This is a genomic window from Serratia inhibens (genome assembly GCF_003591175.1).
Taxonomy (GTDB): Bacteria; Pseudomonadota; Gammaproteobacteria; order Enterobacterales; family Enterobacteriaceae; genus Serratia; species Serratia inhibens.
Genome location: NZ_QYYG01000006.1, coordinates 192,848 through 212,994, shown reverse-complemented (window position 1 = coordinate 212,994; position 20,147 = coordinate 192,848). Strand labels below are relative to the sequence as shown.

The 20,147-nt window shown below is 59.9% G+C and carries 16 protein-coding genes; 12 read left to right on the top strand and 4 right to left on the bottom strand.

Going from position 1 to position 20,147, the window contains the following annotated elements:
• Positions 1–85 precede the first annotated feature (85 nt).
• From yegD to D4100_RS18490, 3 genes are read left to right on the top strand one after another with little or no spacing between them, the layout of a single operon-like run.
• On the top strand, positions 86–1,438 hold the full coding sequence (gene yegD, locus D4100_RS18500) for a molecular chaperone (protein ID WP_119804962.1): 1,353 nt from the start codon (positions 86–88) through the stop codon (positions 1,436–1,438).
• A 47-nt stretch (positions 1,439–1,485) separates the two neighbouring features.
• Positions 1,486–2,049, top strand: coding sequence for a GNAT family N-acetyltransferase (locus D4100_RS18495; protein ID WP_119804961.1), 564 nt, complete (start codon positions 1,486–1,488; stop codon positions 2,047–2,049).
• Positions 2,043–2,552, top strand: a complete 510-nt coding sequence (locus tag D4100_RS18490; protein WP_244941679.1) for a P-loop nucleotide/nucleoside kinase family protein — start codon at positions 2,043–2,045, stop codon at positions 2,550–2,552. Before D4100_RS18495 ends, D4100_RS18490 begins: the two co-directional genes overlap by 7 nt.
• On the opposite strand, the gene D4100_RS18485 is transcribed toward D4100_RS18490, so the two are convergent.
• Both D4100_RS18485 and D4100_RS18480 read right to left on the bottom strand, forming a co-directional pair.
• A complete protein-coding gene (locus tag D4100_RS18485) occupies positions 2,549–3,166 on the bottom strand; it encodes a pyridoxamine 5'-phosphate oxidase family protein (RefSeq protein ID WP_006318262.1) in 618 nt (205 codons plus the stop codon). The genes D4100_RS18490 and D4100_RS18485 overlap by 4 nt on opposite strands.
• A 68-nt stretch (positions 3,167–3,234) precedes the next feature.
• Positions 3,235–4,188: an aldo/keto reductase gene (locus D4100_RS18480; protein WP_119804959.1), complete on the bottom strand. Its 954-nt coding sequence runs from the start codon at positions 4,186–4,188 to the stop codon at positions 3,235–3,237.
• A 457-nt stretch (positions 4,189–4,645) separates the two neighbouring features.
• Between D4100_RS18480 and D4100_RS18470 the strand changes: the two genes are divergently transcribed.
• The 6 genes from D4100_RS18470 to baeR are packed head-to-tail and all read left to right on the top strand — an operon-like array spanning position 4,646 to position 15,634.
• The gene (locus D4100_RS18470; protein WP_119804958.1) at positions 4,646–5,890 is read left to right on the top strand and encodes an MdtA/MuxA family multidrug efflux RND transporter periplasmic adaptor subunit; all 1,245 of its coding nucleotides are present in this window, start codon (positions 4,646–4,648) and stop codon (positions 5,888–5,890) included.
• Positions 5,890–9,009, top strand: coding sequence for an MdtB/MuxB family multidrug efflux RND transporter permease subunit (locus D4100_RS18465; RefSeq protein WP_119804957.1), 3,120 nt, complete (start codon positions 5,890–5,892; stop codon positions 9,007–9,009). Before D4100_RS18470 ends, D4100_RS18465 begins: the two co-directional genes overlap by 1 nt.
• Positions 9,006–12,086, top strand: a complete 3,081-nt coding sequence (gene mdtC, locus D4100_RS18460) for a multidrug efflux RND transporter permease subunit MdtC (protein ID WP_119804956.1) — start codon at positions 9,006–9,008, stop codon at positions 12,084–12,086. Before D4100_RS18465 ends, mdtC begins: the two co-directional genes overlap by 4 nt.
• Before the next feature lie 19 nt (positions 12,087–12,105).
• Entirely contained in the window at positions 12,106–13,539 is a 1,434-nt protein-coding gene (mdtD, locus tag D4100_RS18455; RefSeq protein ID WP_006318248.1) for an MFS transporter, read from the top strand.
• Positions 13,536–14,918, top strand: coding sequence for an envelope stress sensor histidine kinase BaeS (gene baeS / locus D4100_RS18450; RefSeq protein ID WP_119804955.1), 1,383 nt, complete (start codon positions 13,536–13,538; stop codon positions 14,916–14,918). The genes mdtD and baeS overlap by 4 nt, the downstream gene beginning before the upstream one ends.
• On the top strand, positions 14,918–15,634 hold the full coding sequence (baeR, locus tag D4100_RS18445; protein WP_004951961.1) for an envelope stress response regulator BaeR: 717 nt from the start codon (positions 14,918–14,920) through the stop codon (positions 15,632–15,634). The genes baeS and baeR overlap by 1 nt, the downstream gene beginning before the upstream one ends.
• Here baeR and D4100_RS18440 read toward each other — a convergent pair.
• Positions 15,629–16,018 (bottom strand): type II toxin-antitoxin system VapC family toxin, encoded by a 390-nt coding sequence (locus tag D4100_RS18440; RefSeq protein ID WP_006318241.1) that lies wholly within the window; start codon positions 16,016–16,018, stop codon positions 15,629–15,631. The genes baeR and D4100_RS18440 overlap by 6 nt on opposite strands.
• Before the next feature lie 2 nt (positions 16,019–16,020).
• Positions 16,021–16,284 carry an antitoxin gene (locus D4100_RS18435; RefSeq protein ID WP_006318240.1) on the bottom strand — a complete coding sequence of 88 codons (264 nt, stop codon included), beginning with the start codon at positions 16,282–16,284 and terminating at the stop codon, positions 16,021–16,023.
• Between the two features lie 350 nt (positions 16,285–16,634).
• Between D4100_RS18435 and D4100_RS18430 the strand changes: the two genes are divergently transcribed.
• From D4100_RS18430 to yegS, 3 genes are all read left to right on the top strand, one after another.
• Entirely contained in the window at positions 16,635–16,973 is a 339-nt protein-coding gene (locus D4100_RS18430) for a YegP family protein (protein WP_006318239.1), read from the top strand.
• Positions 16,974–17,208: 235 nt separating this feature from the next.
• Positions 17,209–18,561 carry a prephenate-dependent tRNA uridine(34) hydroxylase TrhP gene (gene trhP, locus D4100_RS18425; protein ID WP_119804954.1) on the top strand — a complete coding sequence of 451 codons (1,353 nt, stop codon included), beginning with the start codon at positions 17,209–17,211 and terminating at the stop codon, positions 18,559–18,561.
• A 490-nt stretch (positions 18,562–19,051) separates the two neighbouring features.
• The gene (yegS, locus tag D4100_RS18420; RefSeq protein WP_006318237.1) at positions 19,052–19,951 is read left to right on the top strand and encodes a lipid kinase YegS; all 900 of its coding nucleotides are present in this window, start codon (positions 19,052–19,054) and stop codon (positions 19,949–19,951) included.
• The last annotated feature ends 196 nt before the right edge of the window (positions 19,952–20,147 follow it).

The window sequence follows — 20,147 nt, the reverse complement described above, 5'->3', positions numbered from 1 at the left end:
GTCAGTTAAGCGCACGCACGTTGCCCGAGGGCCGGGACTCGGGTAAAGTCGCCCCCCTTCATTGGCATGGGGAGAGAGAAAAGACATGTTTATTGGATTCGATTACGGAACGGCCAACTGTTCCGTCGCAGTGATGCGTGACAACGGCCCCGAGCTGCTGACGCTGGAAAACAACGATCCTTACCTGCCGTCGATGCTGTGCGCACCGACGCGCGAAGCGGTGAGCGAATGCCTGCACCGCCACTGGCAGGTGCCGACCGGCAGTGAAGAGAACCAGCAACTGCTGCGCCGGGCGATCAACTACAACCGCGAAGAAGACATTCCGGTCGGCAACGACAGCGTGCAGTTTGGGTTGCAAGCACTGGCGCACTACGTTGAAGATCCGGAAGAAGTCTATTTTGTCCGCTCGCCGAAATCCTTCCTCGGCGCCAATGGCCTGAAGCCGCAACAGATCGCGTTGTTCGAAGATCTGGTGTGCGCCATGATGTTCCATATCAAACGCCAGGCGGAAAACGTGCTGCAGAGCAGCATCAACCAGGCGGTCATTGGCCGCCCGATCAACTTCCAGGGCATCGGTGGTGAAGATGCCAACCGACAGGCGCAAGGCATTTTACAACGCGCCGCCGAACGCGCCGGGTTTAAGGATATTGAATTCCAGTTCGAGCCGGTAGCGGCGGGTCTGGACTTCGAGGCCACGCTGGGCGAAGAGAAAACCGTGCTGGTGGTGGACATCGGCGGCGGCACCACCGACTGTTCGGTGTTGTTGATGGGGCCGCAATGGCGCGATCGCGCCGACCGTCAGCAGAGCCTGCTGGGGCACAGCGGTTGCCGCGTCGGCGGTAACGATCTGGACATCATGCTGGCATTCAAACAGCTGATGCCGCTGTTCGGCATGGGCGGCGAAACCGAAAAGGGCATCGCCCTGCCCGCGCTGCCTTACTGGAACGCGGTGGCCACCAACGACGTGCCGGCGCAAATCGATTTTTACAGCGCCGCCAACGGCCGCATGCTGCGGGATCTGATCCGCGACGCCGCCGAGCCGGAAAAGGTCAAGCGCCTGCTGAAAGTACACCAACAACGGTTAAGCTACCGTTTGGTGCGTGCGGCGGAGGAGAGTAAAATCGCCCTGTCCGCACAGCAAACCACCCACGCGCCGCTGGCGTTCGTCCAGCCGGAACTGGCGGAAACCATCAGCCAGGATCAGTTGGCCGAGGCTATCTCTCAACCGCTGTTGCGCATTCAGGAACAGGTCAGTGCCGCGCTGGCCAGCAGCCAGACCGCACCGGAGGTGATTTACCTCACCGGCGGCAGCGCGCGCTCACCGCTGCTGCGCGCCGCGCTGCAACAACAGCTGCCCGGCATTCCTATCGTCGGCGGCAACGACTTCGGCTCGGTTACCGCCGGGCTGGCGCGCTGGGCGCAAACGCTGTTCCGTTAATTGCCCGTGGGCGCGGCCTGCCGCGCCCCGGTCATTGGAGGCCAGTGATGTCTGAAATCCTCTCCCCTGAAAGCGATAGGTTGCTGTTGCGCACCTGGCGCGACGAAGACCTGCCGGCATTTGCCGCCCTCAACGCCAATCCGCAAGTCATGCGTTATTTTCCCTCGGTGATGACCGCCGCTCAAAGCCACGCGCAGGCCGACAACATCCGCCGGTTCATGCACCGGCACGGCTGGGGGTTTTGGGCGCTGGAAGTGAAAGGCGGCGCGCCTTTTATCGGCTTTGTCGGGCTGGCGATGCGGGCGGACGATCTGCCCTGCTCCCCCTGCGTGGAAATCGGCTGGCGGTTGGCGGCCCCCCATTGGGGCAACGGCTACGCCAGCGAAGCGGCCAGGGCGGTACTGGCTACCGCCTTTAACTCGCTGCAACTGGATGAAGTGGTGTCTTTTACCGCCGCCGTCAACCAACCTTCACGTCGGGTAATGGCGCGGATCGGCATGGCGTTCAACGGCGAAAGTTTCCTGCACCCGCGCTTGCCGCAGGGCCATCCGCTGCAAAACCATGTAGTGTATCGGCTGGGACGGCAACAATGGCGGGCACAGCAATGCTGATCGTTTTTTCCGGACTACCGGGTAGCGGTAAAACCACACTGGCGCGAGCGCTGGCAGCCACGCTGCCGGCCATCCATCTGCGCATAGACACTCTTGAACAGGCGATCCGCAACAGCGGCATGCTGGCGGGCGACATTGGCCCGGCCGGTTACTTTGCCGCTTATGGCGTGGCAGAGGATAACCTGCGTTTGGGCCACCGGGTGGTTGCCGACTCGGTCAATCCGCTGCCGGTGACGCGAGCCGCCTGGCATAGCGTGGCGCAACGAGCCGGCACCGCTTGCTTTGATATTGAAGTCTACTGTTCCGACAGCGCCGAACACCGCCGCCGGGTGGAAACCCGCGACGGGGATATCGCCGAGCTGAAACTCCCCGGTTGGCAGAGCGTTATCGGCCACGACTATACGCCCTGGGCCACGCCCGTGGCCCGCATCGATACCGCCGGCCAGCCGGTGGAAAGCTGCCTCGCCCGGCTACTGACATTGTTAAACGCCGCGCCGCGCTAATACAGCGTATCCCGCAGCCGCTGCGGCAGTGCGCTGTCGTACTCGTCGCCGTCAAACTGCGTTTTACTCACCTCGGCCAGAATGTTGCCGGTGCTGGGCAGCGCCGAACGTTCAAGGTGGCTGGCTTCGTTCCATAGCCCTGAGCGCAATATCGCCCGACTGCACTGGAAAAACACCGCCTCCACATGAATGCGCAACACCGAACGCGGCAGCATATTGCGGTGGGCGAAGCGCTGCAGCACCTCTTGCGCCACAACAATCTCCGCGCGGCCGTTAATCCGCAGCGTTTCGCCGATACCGGGGATCAGCAACAGCAACGCCACCCGGTTGTCGTGCAGGATATTGCGCAGGCTGTCGATGCGGTTGTTGCCGCGCCGGTCCGGCAGCAGCAGGGTTTTCTCGTCTTCGATATGAATAAAACCGGGCGGGTCGCCGCGTGGGGAGACGTCCATCCCGTCCGGGCCAACGGTGGACAGCGCGGCAAAGGGCGCAGCTTCGATAAAGGGGCGGTAGACCGGGTGAATGTAACTGACTTCTTTAAATACCGACGGCGCGGCAGGTTTGCCGTACAACTGCTCCAGCGTGGCAAGGTCGTTGATAATATCGCTTTGCATTGCTGCTCCCTGAATGGATCACATTGACCCATTCAGGATAGAGCAAAATTACCGCCCGGCAATCCGTATTACCAGGCGCTGGCCTCGTTCAGCACCTCGATATCATCGGCGTCCAGTTGCAGCCGGGTAGCGGCGATCAACTCATCCAACTGCTTTAACGAGGTGGCGCTGACTATCGGCGCAGTGATGCCCGGCCGGGCGATCAACCAGGCCAGCGAGACTTGCGTCGGTGAAGTGCGATGTTTTTCCGCCACCCGATCCAACGCGGCCAAAATGCGGAAACCGCGCGGGTTGAGATATTGCGCCACAATACGGTCCCCGCGCTGGCTTTTGCCCTCATCCTGCGCGCTGCGGTATTTGCCGGTCAGGAAGCCGCTGGCCAGCGAGAAGAAGTTGATCACCCCCAGGCCGTGGCGTTGCGTCACCGCCGCCAGCTCTTTTTCGAACCCTTCGCGCGCATACAGGTTGTATTCCGGTTGCAGGGTTTCGTAACGCGCCAGCCCTTCCCGCTCACTCACTTTCAGCGCCTCTTCCAGGCGATCGGCCTGATAATTGGAAGCGCCTATCGCCCGCACCTTACCGGCCTTGATCAGCGCATCGAACGCGGCCAGGGTTTCTGCCAGCGGCGTGTCCCGGTCATCGTCGTGCGATTGATAGAGATCGATATAGTCGGTCTGCAGGCGGCGCAACGAGTCTTCCACCGCCTGCTGGATGTAGCGCGGCGACAGCCCCTGTTTGCCTTCCCCCATCGGCTTGCCTACCTTGGTGGCGATAATCACCTGGTCGCGTTTACCGCTTTTTTTCAGCCACTCGCCGATCGTGGTTTCAGACTCCCCACCCTGATTACCCGGCGCCCAGCTCGAATAGACGTCGGCGGTATCAATGAAATTGAGCTGATTTTCCACCAGCGCGTCCAGCAGGCTGAATGAAGTCTCGCGATCCGCCGTCCAGCCAAACACATTGCCGCCGAAGGTTAATGCCGGCACCTGAATGCCCGAACGGCCCAATTCTCTTTTGCTCATTGCATGCTCCATGGGATAAATAATTCGCAAGGTAATTATTAGCGCAAAATCAAGAAATCGTTAAAACGCATTGGCTATAAGTCAAAGCCGGTCGCTTATAAACATAGTCAATTTATATCCTATAGCTTTTAAATTGCAGCTAGGCGGCAAGCGCAGGAGCCCCCATGAGCTTACTTAGGTAAGTGATTGGGGTGACAAATCTGCCGGGAGCAGATTTGAACGCTGCTTGCAGCGGCCCCGTAAGGGGGAGGCCCATGGATGGGCCGAATAACTGCGTGCAGCCAACAACGCTGCGGTTTGAAAGATGACGGATATATTCAGATAATGCTGACGCTTCCTCCATATTTCCTTCATTTTTATGCCGTCTTTACTGGCTAAACTAGTATTCTGTAAGGAGTGTAACTTTTGTGGCAATGAGTGCCCGCACCCCTGCCTTTTGGAGAGAATTTTCGCCACCATGAATGCAAAAACCCAACGTCGTTCACTGCTGCCGCGCCTGCTGGTTGTGGTGATAGTGGTCATTGCCGCCGTTCTGATTTGGCGTCACTTCAATGCTGCGGCTCCCGCAGCCGATACTGCCTCTGCCGCACGTCACGCCGAGGGGGGCAAAGCCCCTGCGGGCGGCCGACGCGGCCCGCCGATGTCGCCGGTACAGGCGGCAACCGCCACCGAACAGACGGTCCCGCGCTATCTCTCCGGGTTGGGCACCGCCACCGCCGCCAATACCGTCACCGTCACCAGCCGGGTCGACGGCCAACTGATGGCGATCCACTTTACCGAAGGCCAGCAGGTCAAAGCCGGCGATCTGCTGGTCGAAATCGACCCGCGCCCGTTTGAAGTGCAACTGACGCAGGCTCTGGGGCAATTGGCCAAAGACCAGGCGACGCTCGCCAATGCGCGGCGAGATCTGGCGCGCTACCAGCAACTGGCGAAAACCAGCCTGGTTTCACGTCAGGATCTGGATACCCAGCTCTCGCTGGTGCAACAAACCGAAGGCGCGATCAAAGCCGATCAGGGCTCGGTCGACAGCGCCAAACTACAAATCACCTACAGCCGCATCACCGCGCCGATTGACGGCCGCGTCGGCCTGAAGCTGGTCGACGTCGGCAACTACATCACCAGCGGCAGTGCCACCGGCATCGTGGTGATCACCCAGACCCACCCCATCGACGTGGTGTTCACCCTGCCGGAAGGCAATATCGGCGATTTGCTCAAGGCGCAAAAAGCCGGCCCGATCGGCGTAGAAGCCTGGGACCGCACCAACCAGACTCAACTGGCGACCGGTTCGCTGCTGAGCCTGGACAACCAGATTGACACCACGACCGGCACCATCAAGCTGAAGGCGCGTTTCACCAATGAAGACGACGCGCTGTTCCCGAACCAGTTCGTCAACGCCCGGTTGAAGGTGGATACCCTGCATAACGCGATTGTCATCCCGACCGCCGCGCTGCAGATGGGCAACGAAGGCAACTTCGTCTGGACCCTGAGCGAAGACAACAAGGTCAGCAAGCACCGCGTGACCACCGGCGTGCAGGACAGCCGCCAAGTGGTCATCAGCGCCGGCCTGAACGCCGGTGACCGGGTAGTGACCGACGGCATCGATCGTCTGACCGAAGGCATGCAGGTTGAAGTGGTGACACCGCAGGCCACCCCGCCGGCGACCACACCCAGCCGTCAGCCGCTCGCACAGGGGAAATCCTGATGCAGGCGATGCCACCTAACGCCGGCGGCGGCCCCTCCCGCCTGTTTATTCTGCGCCCGGTCGCCACCACGCTGCTGATGGTGGCTATTTTGCTGGCGGGGATTATCGGCTACCGCGCCCTGCCGGTTTCCGCCCTGCCGGAAGTGGATTACCCGACCATTCAGGTGGTCACGCTGTATCCCGGCGCCAGCCCGGACGTGGTCACTTCTGCAATCACCGCCCCGCTGGAGCGCCAGTTCGGCCAGATGTCCGGCCTGAAACAAATGGCGTCGCAAAGCTCCGGCGGCGCGTCGGTGGTAACGCTGCAATTCCAGCTTGAGCTGCCGCTCGACGTCGCCGAGCAGGAAGTGCAGGCGGCGATCAACTCCGCCACCAACCTGCTGCCGAGCGATCTGCCCTACCCGCCGATTTACAGCAAGGTCAACCCTGCCGATCCGCCGATCATGACGCTGGCCGTCACCTCGACCGCCATGCCGATGACCCAGGTGGAAGACATGGTGGAAACCCGTGTCGCGCAAAAAATTTCCCAGGTGACCGGCGTGGGTCTGGTTACCCTCTCCGGCGGCCAGCGGCCGGCGGTGCGCGTGAAGCTCAACGCCGCGGCGGTGGCGGCCTACGGCCTGGACAGCGAAACCATCCGCACCGCCATCGGCAACGCTAACGTCAACTCCGCCAAGGGCAGCCTGGACGGGCCGACGCGCTCGGTGACGCTTTCCGCCAACGACCAGATGAAATCCGCCGACGACTACCGCCAGCTGATTGTCGCCTACCAAAACGGCGCGGCCATTCGGTTGCAGGATATCGCCACCATCGAGCAGGGGGCGGAAAATACCCGCCTGGCCGCCTGGGCCAACAAACAGCCGGCAATCGTACTGAACATTCAGCGCCAGCCGGGCGTGAACGTGATCACCACCGCCGACAGCATTCGCGAAATGCTGCCGCAGCTGATAAAAAGCCTGCCGAAGTCGGTGGACGTCAAGGTGCTGACCGATCGCACTACCACCATTCGCGCTTCGGTCAACGACGTGCAGTTTGAATTGCTGCTGGCGGTCGCGCTGGTGGTAATGGTGATTTACGTGTTCCTGCGCAACGTGCCGGCCACCATTATCCCGAGCGTCGCGGTACCGCTGTCGCTGGTCGGCACCTTTGCCGCCATGTATTTTCTCGATTTCTCGATCAATAACCTGACGCTGATGGCGCTGACCATCGCCACCGGTTTTGTGGTCGATGACGCCATCGTGGTGATCGAAAACATCTCGCGCTATATCGAAAAGGGTGAAAAACCGCTCGACGCGGCGCTGAAAGGCGCCGGCGAAATCGGCTTCACCATTATCTCGCTGACCTTCTCGCTGGTGGCGGTATTAATTCCGCTGTTGTTTATGGGGGATATCGTTGGCCGGCTGTTCCGCGAGTTCGCCGTGACGCTGGCGGTGGCGATCCTGATTTCTGCCGTGGTGTCGCTGACGCTGACGCCGATGATGTGCGCGCGCATGCTGAGCCACGAATCGCTGCGCAAGCAGAACCGCTTTTCCGCCGCCTCCGAACGTTTCTTTGACCGGGTGATTGCGCAGTACGGCAAGTGGCTGAAAATCGTATTGAATCACCCGTGGCTGACGCTCGGCGTGGCGCTGAGCACCCTGGCGCTGACGGTGCTGCTGTACCTGCTGATCCCGAAAGGTTTCTTCCCGTTGCAGGACAACGGCATTATTCAGGGCACGGTGGAAGCGCCGCAGACGGTGTCGTTCAGCAATATGGCCGAACGCCAACAGCAGGTCGCGGCGGAAATCCTCAAAGACCCGGCGGTGGAAAGCCTGACGTCGTTCGTCGGCGTCGATGGCAACAACGCCACGCTCAACAATGGCCGTTTGCAGATCAACCTTAAACCGCTGAGCGAACGCAGTGAACGCATTCCGGCGATCATCGCCCGCCTGCAACAACAGAGCGCACAGTTCCCCGGCGTGAAGCTGTATCTGCAGCCGGTACAGGATCTGACCATCGACACCCAGGTCAGCCGTACGCAATACCAGTTCACCTTGCAGGCGATGTCGCTGGACGATCTCAGCCTATGGGTGCCCAAACTGATGGCCGAGTTGAAGCAGACGCCGCAGTTGGCGGACGTGACCAGCAACTGGCAGGATCAAGGGCTGGTGGCTTACGTGAATGTCGATCGCGATTCGGCATCGCGCCTTGGCATCAGCATGAGCGACGTGGATAACGCGCTGTACAACGCCTTCGGCCAGCGGCTGATCTCGACCATTTACACCCAGGCCAACCAGTACCGCGTGGTGCTGGAGCACGATGTCAGCACCACGCCGGGGCTGGCGGCGCTGAACGATATCCGCCTGACCAGCAGCAACGGCACCACGGTGCCGCTGAACACCATAGCCAAAATCGAGGAACGCTTTGGGCCGCTGTCGGTCAACCATCTCGATCAATTCCCGGCGGCGACCATCTCGTTTAACGTGGCGGGCAACCATTCGCTGGGCGAAGCGGTAGACGCCATCACCCTGGCGGAAAAAAACCTCAACATGCCGAAAGACATCACCACCCAGTTCCAGGGCGCAACGCTGGCGTTCCAGGCGGCGCTGGGCAGCACGCTGTGGCTGATCCTGGCGGCGGTAGTGGCGATGTATATCGTGCTGGGCGTGCTGTACGAGAGCTTTATTCACCCGGTGACCATTCTCTCCACCCTGCCGACCGCCGGGGTCGGCGCGCTGCTGGCGCTGATGATGGCCGGCAGCGAGCTGGACGTGATTGCCATTATCGGCATCATCTTGCTGATCGGTATCGTGAAGAAAAACGCCATCATGATGATCGACTTTGCGCTGGCTGCCGAACGTGAACAGGGCATGACGCCGTACGACGCGATTTATCAGGCCTGCCTGCTGCGTTTCCGGCCGATCCTGATGACCACGCTGGCCGCTTTGCTTGGCGCGCTGCCGCTGATGCTCAGCACTGGCGCCGGCGCCGAGCTGCGTCACCCGCTGGGGGTTTGTATGGTCGGCGGGCTGGTGATGAGCCAGATCCTGACGCTGTTCACCACGCCGGTGATCTACCTGCTGTTTGACAAACTGGCGCGCAATACCCGCCGCCAGCCTGATGCGCAGGAGCTGCCGTGAAATTCTTCGCCCTGTTCATCTACCGGCCGGTCGCCACCACGCTGCTGACGCTGGCGATAGCCATCAGCGGCGTGATTGGCTTTAGCCTGCTGCCGGTCTCGCCGCTGCCGCAGGTCGATTACCCGGTGATTTCGATCAGCGCCTCGTTGCCGGGCGCCGACCCGGAAACCATGGCCTCGTCGGTGGCAACACCGCTGGAACGTGCGCTGGGGAGGATTGCCGGGGTCAATGAGATGACCTCGATGAGCTCGCTGGGCAGCACGCGGGTGATCCTGCAATTCGATCTCAATCGCGATATCAACGGTGCCGCCCGTGACGTGCAGGCGGCAATCAACGCCGCGCAAAGCCTGCTGCCCACCGGCATGCCGAACCGCCCCAGCTACCGTAAGGTCAACCCGTCCGACGCGCCGATCATGATCCTGACGCTGACCTCGGAAACCTACAGCCAGGGCCAACTGTACGACTTTGCTTCCACCCAACTGGCGCAGAAAATCGCCCAGACCGAAGGCGTGGGCGACGTCTCGGTCGGCGGCAGCTCGCTGCCTGCGGTGCGGGTGGAGTTGAACCCGACCGCCCTGTTCAACCAGGGCGTATCGCTGGATGCCGTGCGCCAGGCCATCAGCGGCGCCAACGTGCGCAGGCCGCAGGGATCGGTGGAAAGCCCGCAGCAGCGCTGGCAAATACAGGCCAATGACGAGCTGAAAACCGCCGATGCCTATCGGCCGTTGATTATCCACTACAACAACGGCTCGGCGGTGCGGCTGGGGGATGTGGCCGAGGTCAAAGACTCGGTACAGGACGTGCGCAACGCCGGCATGACCAACGCCAGGCCGGCGATTATTCTGGCGATCAGCCGTGCGCCTGACGCCAACATCATTGAAACCGTCGATCGCATTCGCGCCGAGTTGCCGACGTTGCAGGACAGTATTCCGGCGTCAATCCAGCTGAATATCGCCCAGGACCGTTCGCCGACCATTCGCGCCTCGCTGGCGGAAGTGGAGCAATCGCTGGTGATCGCCATAGGTTTGGTGATCCTGGTGGTGTTCATCTTCCTGCGCTCCGGCCGCGCCACGCTGATCCCGGCGGTCGCGGTGCCGGTGTCGCTGATCGGCTCCTTCGCCGCCATGTACCTGTGCGGTTTCAGCCTGAATAACCTGTCGTTGATGGCGCTGACCATCGCCACCGGCTTTGTGGTCGATGACGCCATCGTGGTGCTGGAGAATATCTCGCGCCACGTCGAGGCCGGCATGAAGCCGCTCAACGCCGCGCTGCAAGGGGTGCGGGAAGTCGGCTTTACCGTGCTGTCGATGAGCGTGTCGCTGGTAGCGGTGTTTATCCCGTTGCTGCTGATGGACGGCCTGCCCGGGCGGCTGTTTCGCGAGTTCGCCGTCACCCTGTCGGTGTCGATAGGGCTGTCGCTGATCGTCTCGCTGACGCTGACGCCAATGATGTGCGCCTACCTGCTGCGCCACCAGCCGGCGCGCGCGCAGCGGCGCATTCGCGGCTTCGGCAAAATGTTGCTGGCCTTGCAACAGGGCTACGGCCGCTCGCTGAATTGGGTGCTCGGCCACTCGCGGTGGGTGCTGGCGATATTTTGCGCCACCATCGCGCTCAACGTCTGGCTGTATGTCAGCATCCCGAAAACCTTTTTCCCCGAACAGGATACCGGCCGCCTGCTGGGCTTTATCCAGGCTGACCAGAGCATTTCTTTTCAGGCGATGCGCGTCAAACTGGAAGACTTCATGAAGATCGTGCGTGAAGACAAGGACGTGGAAAACGTCACCGGTTTTACCGGCGGTTCGCGCACCAACAGCGGGTCGATGTTTATCTCGCTGAAGCCGCTTTCGGTACGCAGCGATGACGCGCAGAAGGTGATCGCCCGGCTGCGCGCCCGGCTGGCGAAGGAGCCGGGGGCCAGCCTGTTCCTGATGGCGGTGCAGGATATCCGCGTCGGCGGCCGGCAATCCAACGCCAGCTACCAGTACACGCTGCTGGCAGACGATCTCGCCGCGCTGCGCGAATGGGAGCCGAAAATCCGTACCGCGCTGGCCGCGCTGCCGGAGCTGGCGGACGTCAACTCCGATCAGCAGGACAAAGGCTCGGAAATGGATCTGATCTACGACCGTGAAACCATGTCACGGCTCGGTATTTCGGTCTCCGACGCCAACGCCCTGCTGAACAACGCCTTCGGCCAGCGGCAGATTTCCACCATCTATCAGCCGCTCAATCAGTACAAGGTGGTGATGGAAGTGGCGCCGCCCTATACCCAGGACGTCAGCTCGCTGGACAAGATGTTCGTGATAAACAAAGACGGCAAGGCGATCCCGCTGGCCTATTTCGCCCGCTGGCAGCCGGCCAATGCGCCGCTGTCGGTCAACCATCAGGGGCTGTCGGCGGCCTCGACCATCTCCTTTAACCTGCCGGACGGCGGCAGCTTGTCAGACGCCACCGCCGCGGTGGAACGCGCCATGACGACGCTCGGCGTACCCTCCACGGTGCGCGGTGCCTTTGCCGGTACCGCGCAGGTATTCCAGGATACGCTGAAATCCCAGCTGTTCCTGATCGCCGCCGCGATCGCCACGGTGTATATCGTGCTCGGCGTGCTCTACGAGAGCTATATTCACCCGCTGACGATTTTGTCGACCCTGCCTTCCGCCGGGGTCGGCGCGCTGCTGGCGCTGGAGCTGTTTGGCGCACCTTTCAGCCTGATCGCGTTGATCGGCATTATGCTGTTGATCGGCATCGTAAAGAAGAACGCCATCATGATGGTCGACTTCGCCCTCGATGCGCAGCGCAACGGCGGCATCAGCGCACGAGAAGCCATTTTCCAGGCCTGTTTGCTGCGTTTTAGGCCGATCATGATGACCACGCTGGCGGCGCTGTTCGGCGCACTGCCGTTGGTGCTGACCAGCGGTGACGGCGCGGAGCTGCGCCAGCCGCTCGGCATCACCATCGCCGGCGGTCTGATAATGAGCCAGTTGCTGACGCTGTACACCACGCCGGTGGTGTATCTGTATTTTGACCGGCTGCAGATGAAGTTCCGGCGCGGCAAGAAGTTGGATCCGCTACCTCACTAATGATTAACCCGGTTGACTGATGATCATAAAACGCACCGCCTCAGTACAATGGCAACTCTGGATCGTGGCGTTCGGCTTCTTTATGCAGGCGCTGGACACCACCATCGTCAATACCGCCCTGCCGTCGATGGCCGCCAGCTTGGGGGAGAACCCGCTGCGCATGCAGTCGGTGATCGTCTCCTACGTGCTGACGGTAGCCGTGATGCTGCCTGCCAGCGGCTGGCTGGCGGACCGGGTTGGGGTGCAACGGGTGTTCTTCAGCGCCATAGTGCTGTTCACCCTGGGTTCAATCCTGTGCGCCCGTTCGGAAACCCTGAATGAGTTGATCGCTTCGCGCGTGATCCAGGGCATCGGCGGCGCGATGATGGTGCCGGTCGGCCGCCTGACGGTAATGAAGATCGTGCCGCGCGAGCAATATATGGCGGCGATGACCTTCGTCACCCTGCCTGGCCAGATCGGCCCGCTGATGGGGCCGGCGCTGGGCGGTTTTTTGGTGCAGTACGCCAGTTGGCACTGGATTTTCCTGATCAATATCCCGGTCGGCATTGCCGGTGCCATCGCCACGCTGCTGCTGATGCCCAACTACCGCATGCAGACCCGGCGTTTCGACCTCGGCGGCTTTATCATGCTGGCGATCGGTATGGCGACGCTGACGCTGGCGCTTGACGGCCACAAGGGCATGGGGCTGTCCATCGCCACTATCGTCGGGCTGGTGGCGATGGGCATTGCGGCGCTGGCAGGTTACTGGTGGCATGCCCGCGGTAACGGCCGGGCGCTGTTCTCCCTGCGGCTGTTCAGGACCCAAACCTACAAGGTGGGGCTGACCGCCAGCCTGCTGGGCCGCATCGGCAGCGGTATGCTGCCGTTTATGACCCCGCTGTTCATGCAGGTGGGCATGGGTTTTTCCCCGTTCCACGCCGGGCTGATGATGATCCCGATGATTATCGGCAGCATGGGGATGAAGCGTATCGTGGTGCGGGTGGTTAACCGTTTCGGTTACCGCAACGTGCTGGTGGCCGCCACGCTGATGCTGGCGTTGATCAGCCTGAGCTTCCCGCTGGTAGCGATGATCGGCTGGATCTGGCTGCTGCCGGTGGTGCTGTTCTTCCAGGGCATGGTCAACTCGCTGCGCTTCTCGGCAATGAATACCCTGACGCTGAAGGATCTGCCGGACCGGCTGGCCAGCAGCGGCAACAGCCTGCTGTCGATGGTGATGCAGCTGTCCATGAGCCTCGGCGTCAGCATCGCCGGGATCCTGATTGGCAGCTTTGCCCATCACCAAGTGGTCACCGACAGCCCGGCGATACACAGCGCATTTATTTACAGCTACGGCTGTATGGCGCTAATCATCGCCCTGCCCGCGCTGGCCTTCGCCCGCGTACCGCCGGATAGCGCACCAAACCGTACGCTGACCAAAGAGCCGGGCACCGGCTCAACGAGGTTACAAAAATGAGAATAGGCATTACCGGGAAACTGTTCCTGGCCATCTTCGCCACCTGCATGCTGGTGCTGATCACCATGCATTGGGGTGTGCGCGTCAGTTTTGAACGCGGCTTCATCGACTACATCAAGCACAGCAACGAGCAGCGCACCAACATGCTGAGCGAAGCGCTGGAAGAGCAGTACAGCCAACACGGCAACTGGGCTTTCCTGCGCAATAACGATCAGGTGGTTTTCCAGATCATGCGCTCGTTCGAACAAAACAGCGACAGCAGCCACAATCTGCCGCCCAAAGGCTGGCGCACTCAGTTTTGGGTGGTGGACAACCAATTCAACCGACTGGTGGGGCATTCCGGCCCGGTGCCCAAAGAAGGCCCGCGCCACCCGATCCGCTACAACAACGAAATCGTCGGCTGGGTGATCACCACGCCGGTCGAGCGGCTGACCCGCAATACCGATATCAATTTCGATCAGCAGCAAAAACGCACCAGCTGGATGATAGTCGCCCTCTCCACGCTGCTGGCGGCGGCGGTAACCTGGCTGATGTCGCGCGGGCTGTTGGCACCGGTCAAACGGCTGGTCGCCGGCACCCACCGGCTGGCTGCCGGTGATTTCAGCACCCGCGTGACCGTCGACAGCCAGGATGAGCTCGGCCGCCTGGCGCAGGATTTCAATCAGCTCGCCACCTCGCTGGAAAAAAACGAGCAGATGCGGCGCGCTTTTATGGCCGACGTGTCGCACGAGTTGCGCACCCCGCTGGCGGTGCTGCGTGGCGAACTGGAGGCATTGCAGGACGGCGTGCGCCAGCCGACGCAGGCCTCACTCAGCTCGTTGCAGGCGGAAGTCACCACCCTGACCAAGCTGGTGGACGATCTGCATCAGCTTTCGCTGTCCGATCTCGGCGCGCTGGCCTACCGTAAATCGGCGGTGGACTGCGTGCATTTGCTGCAAATTGCGGTCGCCGCCTTTCGCGAGCGTTTTCGCGCCAAAGGGCTCGAGATCGTCACCTTGTTGCCGGAACAGGCGCCGCTGTTCGGCGATCCCGATCGTCTCAATCAGTTGTTCAACAACCTGCTGGAGAACAGCCTGCGTTACACCGACGCCGGCGGTAGGCTGGAGATTGGCGCAGAACAGTTGCCGGGCCAACTGCGGCTTTACTGGCGGGACAGCGGGCCGGGCGTCACCGACGAACAGCTGGCGCGCATTTTCGAACGCTTCTACCGCACCGAAGGTTCGCGCAACCGTGCCAGCGGCGGTTCCGGTCTGGGGTTGTCGATCTGTCAAAACATCGTGGAAGCCCACAACGGCCGGATCTTTGCTGCGCACTCGCCTTTGGGCGGCGTGCAGATTACAGTAGAATTTGCCACCCCGATAATGAATAAGGCGCCATGATGGAATCCCAGAATCAGCCGTTGCAAATCATGATTGTTGAAGATGAACCCAAGCTGGGCCAACTGCTGGTGGACTATCTGCAGGCCGCCGGATACGCCACCCGCTGGCTGACCAACGGCAGCGAGGTGGTGCCGGCGGTGCATGAACACTCCCCGGCGCTGATCCTGCTGGATTTAATGCTGCCGGGCAGCGACGGGTTGACGGTGTGCCGCGAGTTGCGCCGTTTTACCGATGTCCCGGTGGTGATGGTGACGGCGAAGATTGAGGAGATCGATCGCCTGCTGGGGCTGGAAATTGGCGCGGACGATTACATCTGCAAGCCTTACAGCCCGCGAGAAGTGGTGGCACGGGTGAAAACCATTTTGCGCCGCTGCTACCGGCCGCTGGAAAACCAGCAGGAAGAAACGCAGTTGCATATCGACGAACCGCGCTTTCAGGCCAGCTATCAGGGCCAGATGCTGGATCTCACCCCGGCGGAATTCCGTCTGTTGAAGACCCTGGCCAGCCAGCCGGGCAACGTCTTCTCGCGTGAGCAATTGCTGAATAATCTGTATGACGACTACCGGGTGGTGACCGACCGAACCATCGACAGCCATATCAAAAACCTGCGGCGCAAGCTGGAGCTGATCGACGGTGAAAAGTCGTTTATTCGCTCGGTATACGGCGTGGGCTATCGTTGGGAATCCGAACCTTGTCGACTGATAAACGGCCTATAGGGTCCAGTCTTCAACGTCCAGCCCGGACACCATGCCGAAGGCCCGATCGCTAGTGACCATTGTCGCGCCCCGGCTAAGCGCATGCGCGGCAATCAACTGGTCCAGCGCGCCCAGGACTTTGCCTTTTTTCTCCATGCTCGCCCGCATTACGCCATAACAGCGGGCAGCTTCGCTATCCCAGTCATAAACGGTCACCGCGGCTAAAAACGCCGTTACCATGGCTTTCAACGCTTTACTCTGCCGTTTGGCCACGCCAAAAAGCAGCTCCGCCTCCGTGATGCTGGAAATGCATACGGTGGAAGGCGGCACCTTTTCCATCGCACTCAGCAAACCTGGGTGCCTGCGAAACAGGTGGCTCACGGTATTGGTGTCAAACATATACATGCTTACTCTTCCTCTGCGAAAGGATCCCGGTCGGCAATGCCCTGTTGGCGTTCATCCGCGCCCAGAAAATCATGCGGTACCGGCGTTTTGGCGATGATGTTCAACAGCGGCTCCCAACTGTCCGGTTTTGCCGGGTATTTAGATAAAATCACATTCCCCTCCCGATCGCGGCGGATATACACGCGGTCTGTGTCAAATTCAAATTCCACGGGTAACCTCACCGCCTGATTTCTGCCATTTTTAAACAGCTTTGCGATTCTTTCCATCTGCACCCTCCTGACAGGCATAGGCCCAAGCATATGCCTGTACAGCGTCGATGCCAAGATGCTTCGCTTGTTTTTTAATCGCATTGCTTTGCGATGCGGCAAACCTTAGCGCGCCATGCCCTTCCGGGGAATACCGCGTTATTCAATATGCGGCCAGCTGCGCAATTTGGGGCATCGGGATCGCCATTAGCTTCCCGTGCTTTGGTGCCCTTCGCTGATGAAACTCAGCACCAACGCAAAAAAATTGCGTCTTTTTTAGGCTATGCTGCGCAAGGGATGTTTATTAGCCGCCCAATTTCAAGCTATTGGCTACACTTACATCACTTATCGGAACCCACAGGAGAGGAAACATGGCAATCGGTCACTATGAGCTGAAAAAAGCAAAGAATGGGCAATACCACTTCAACCTGAAAGCCAGCAATGGCGAAATCATTCTGGGCAGTGAGATGTATGCCAGCAAAGCCTCGGCGGAAAACGGTATTGCCTCGGTGCAAACCAACTCCCCCCAGGAAGCGCAGTATGAATTGAAACACAGCGCCAGCAATCAACCTTACTTTGTACTGAAAGCCAAGAACCATCAGGTGATCGGCGTCAGTGAAATGTACAGTTCTGAAACTGCCGCGAAAAACGGCATTCAGTCGGTGATCAAGAACGGCCCGAGCACTGACGTGCGCGATTTAAGCGCATAGCTACGTCACCCGGCGCGCGATGGTCATCATCGCGCGTTTTTCTTATGACCGGGATCAATCCCCCTGTAATAAATCCGGTTAACTGCTGATTTCTTGCCGCGCTGCCGCTACAATCCCCCGCTTTTACTGCGCCATTTGGTGGTGCGTTATACCCACTGGCTTTCATGTTGCGGCCAACAACGCTGCGGCTTGCAAGACACAGGTATACTGACCTGAAATCAGACCGAGACTCATTATGTTTACACCGGAACTTCTCTCCCCGGCCGGAACGCTGAAAAACATGCGTTACGCCTTTGCCTATGGCGCCGATGCGGTTTATGCCGGCCAGCCGCGTTACAGCCTGCGGGTGCGCAACAACGAATTCAATCACGAGAATCTGGCGCAGGGGATCAACGAAGCCCACGCGCTGGGCAAGAAGTTCTACGTGGTGGTGAACATAGCTCCGCACAACGCCAAGCTGAAAACCTTTCTACGCGACCTGAAGCCGGTGATCGACATGGGCCCGGATGCGCTGATCATGTCCGATCCCGGCCTGATCATGATGGTGCGCGAAGCCTTCCCGCAGATGGACATTCATCTGTCGGTGCAGGCCAATGCGGTCAACTGGGCGACGGTGAAGTTCTGGCAGCAGATGGGGCTGACGCGCGCGATCCTGTCGCGTGAGCTGTCGCTGGAGGAGATCGCCGAGATCCGCGCCCAGGTCCCCGAGATGGAGCTGGAAATCTTCGTCCACGGCGCGCTGTGCATGGCCTACTCCGGCCGCTGCCTGCTGTCCGGCTATATCAACAAGCGCGATCCCAACCAAGGCACCTGCACCAACGCCTGCCGCTGGCAGTACAAGGCGGAAGAAGGCAAAGAGGATGACACCGGCAACATCGTGCATCTGCATGAGCCGATCCCGGTGCAGACCGTCGAGCCGACGCTGGGTATCGGCGCACCGACCGACAAGGTATTCATGCTCTCCGAAGCGCAAAAGCCGGATGAATACATGAGCGCCTTCGAAGATGAACACGGCACCTACATCATGAACTCGAAGGACCTGCGCGCCATCCAGCACGTAGAGCGCCTGACTCAACTCGGCGTGCATTCGCTGAAAATTGAAGGCCGCACCAAGTCCTTTTACTACTGCGCACGCACTGCACAGGTTTACCGCCGCGCCATTGACGATGCGGTCGCAGGCAAGCCGTTCGACCCCACGCTGCTTACCACGCTGGAAGGCTTGGCGCACCGCGGCTACACCGAAGGATTCTTGCGCCGTCACGTGCATGAAGCCCAGCAAAATTACGATTACGGCTCCTCGCTGTCCGAACGCCAGCAGTTCGTCGGCGAATTCACCGGCGTAAGGCGCGACGGCTGGGCGGAAGTGGACGTGAAAAACAAGTTTATGATCGGCGACAGTGTGGAGATGATGACCCCCGGCGGTAACGTGTTGTTTACTCTGGAGAGCATGCAAAATAAAAAAGGCGAAGCGATCGCCGTGGCACCCGGCAACGGTCATATCGTTTATTTGCCGATCCCACAGGATATCGATCTCAATTACGCATTGCTGATCCGCAATTTGTCGGACGCCCCGAGCACTGCCGCGTAAAAAACACCAATCGCCACCCTTAGGTGGCGATTTTTAGCAAATATTAGAATTGGATCACATCAATGACTTCGCAGCTTGGTTATTATCGTGCTGCTTAAAACCAAGAATGAAAAATATTTGCATAGCAATACTAGGAACCACCTCCTTAGCCGGTCCAATCTCCCTTGGGCCGGCTTTTTCTTTGGTATCTCCACAATACCCGCCAATATAGCCTTCCTATTTTATCGACATTTAAGACTATCGAGTTATCTATTTTAATAACAGGTCGTTCCGCACTTCCATATAAAAAATCCAACGACAGAGATTAATTAATCCATTAACAAAAAACTCGTCACTGACACAGTGTCTATATCTTAAATTAAGTCAAACATGCAGAAATAATCGCTGGGCTATCGCCGATAATCAGAATTAACTGAATATTCTGATGGTCTGCTCTCCACTTGTGGTTTATCGTTTCTGTCCAAAGCATTTGTCAGCCGGGAGAGAGGGAATGAGTCAACACACGTCAGCGCTTCTTATCATTAATGGCAAAGGCGCCGGCAACGAAGAAGTTCGCCTTGCGGTGCAAAAGCTGCGGGATGAGGGCCAAACCCTGCACGTTCGCGTGACCTGGGAACAGGGTGACGCAGCGCGTTATGTGAAGGAAGCTTGCCAACTGGGGGTCGCCACCCTGATTGCCGGCGGCGGCGACGGGACCATCAACGAAGTGGCCGCCGCGCTGACGGCACTGCCTGCGGGAAGCCGCCCGGTGCTGGGCGTACTGCCGTTGGGCACCGCCAATGATTTCGCCGTGGCCTGCAATATCCCGCTGATGCCGGAACAGGCGCTGCAGTTGGCGATGAAAGGCCGCGCGGTGCCGATCGACCTGGCGAAGGTCAATGACGAGCGCTACTTTATCAACATGGCGACCGGCGGTTTCGGCACCCGCATCACCACCGAGACGCCGGAAAAACTAAAGGCCGCGCTGGGCGGCGTTTCTTACTTTATTCATGGCCTGCTGCGCATGGATACGCTGAAAGCCGACCGCTGCGAGATCCGCGGGCCGGATTTCCAGTGGTCCGGAGACGCACTGGTGATTGGCATCGGCAACGGCAAGCAGGCCGGAGGCGGCCAGCAACTGTGCCCGGACGCGTTAATCAACGACGGGTTGCTGCAACTGCGGCTGCTGATCGCGGACGAACTGCTGCCGGCGTTGGTGGCCAGCCTGGTTAACGGTGAGGAAAACAAAAACGTGGTTAGCGCTGCGCTGCCGTGGCTGGAAATCAATGCGCCGCACGAGATCACCTTTAACCTCGACGGCGAACCGCTGAAGGGCACGCATTTCCGCATCGAAGTGCTGCCGAACGCCATCGAATGCCGCCTGCCGCCAAACTGCGAGCTGCTGGGCTAAGGTGGCCCCGGCTCTGCCGGGAAGCAACCTGATTCCGGGGCGCGGCCAACCTGCTGCGCCCCCTCTCGGTCCCCCCTCCTTTCTTCCCTCTGTTACGCGATGAAATGTGATCTTCCCCGGCAAATCCTTTAAATCATACTTGTATGGTAGTTAGTTCATGGCGTATTTTCCCCCCTATTAATGACCCGTGGGAACA

Bases quoted from the DNA above. Each gene is read 5' to 3' on its own strand.
- baeR (WP_004951961.1), top strand. From the start codon at position 14,918: ATGGAATCCCAGAATCAGCCGTTGCAAATCATGATTGTTGAAGATGAA.
- baeS (WP_119804955.1), top strand. From the start codon at position 13,536: ATGAGAATAGGCATTACCGGGAAACTGTTCCTGGCCATCTTCGCCACC.
- D4100_RS18470 (WP_119804958.1), top strand. From the start codon at position 4,646: ATGAATGCAAAAACCCAACGTCGTTCACTGCTGCCGCGCCTGCTGGTT.
- trhP (WP_119804954.1), top strand. From the start codon at position 17,209: ATGTTTACACCGGAACTTCTCTCCCCGGCCGGAACGCTGAAAAACATG.
- D4100_RS18480 (WP_119804959.1), bottom strand. From the start codon at position 4,188: ATGAGCAAAAGAGAATTGGGCCGTTCGGGCATTCAGGTGCCGGCATTA.
- D4100_RS18485 (WP_006318262.1), bottom strand. From the start codon at position 3,166: ATGCAAAGCGATATTATCAACGACCTTGCCACGCTGGAGCAGTTGTAC.
- mdtD (WP_006318248.1), top strand. From the start codon at position 12,106: ATGATCATAAAACGCACCGCCTCAGTACAATGGCAACTCTGGATCGTG.
- D4100_RS18430 (WP_006318239.1), top strand. From the start codon at position 16,635: ATGGCAATCGGTCACTATGAGCTGAAAAAAGCAAAGAATGGGCAATAC.
- D4100_RS18435 (WP_006318240.1), bottom strand. From the start codon at position 16,284: ATGGAAAGAATCGCAAAGCTGTTTAAAAATGGCAGAAATCAGGCGGTG.
- yegS (WP_006318237.1), top strand. From the start codon at position 19,052: ATGAGTCAACACACGTCAGCGCTTCTTATCATTAATGGCAAAGGCGCC.
- D4100_RS18490 (WP_244941679.1), top strand. From the start codon at position 2,043: ATGCTGATCGTTTTTTCCGGACTACCGGGTAGCGGTAAAACCACACTG.
- yegD (WP_119804962.1), top strand. From the start codon at position 86: ATGTTTATTGGATTCGATTACGGAACGGCCAACTGTTCCGTCGCAGTG.
- D4100_RS18440 (WP_006318241.1), bottom strand. From the start codon at position 16,018: ATGTATATGTTTGACACCAATACCGTGAGCCACCTGTTTCGCAGGCAC.
- D4100_RS18465 (WP_119804957.1), top strand. From the start codon at position 5,890: ATGCAGGCGATGCCACCTAACGCCGGCGGCGGCCCCTCCCGCCTGTTT.
- D4100_RS18495 (WP_119804961.1), top strand. From the start codon at position 1,486: ATGTCTGAAATCCTCTCCCCTGAAAGCGATAGGTTGCTGTTGCGCACC.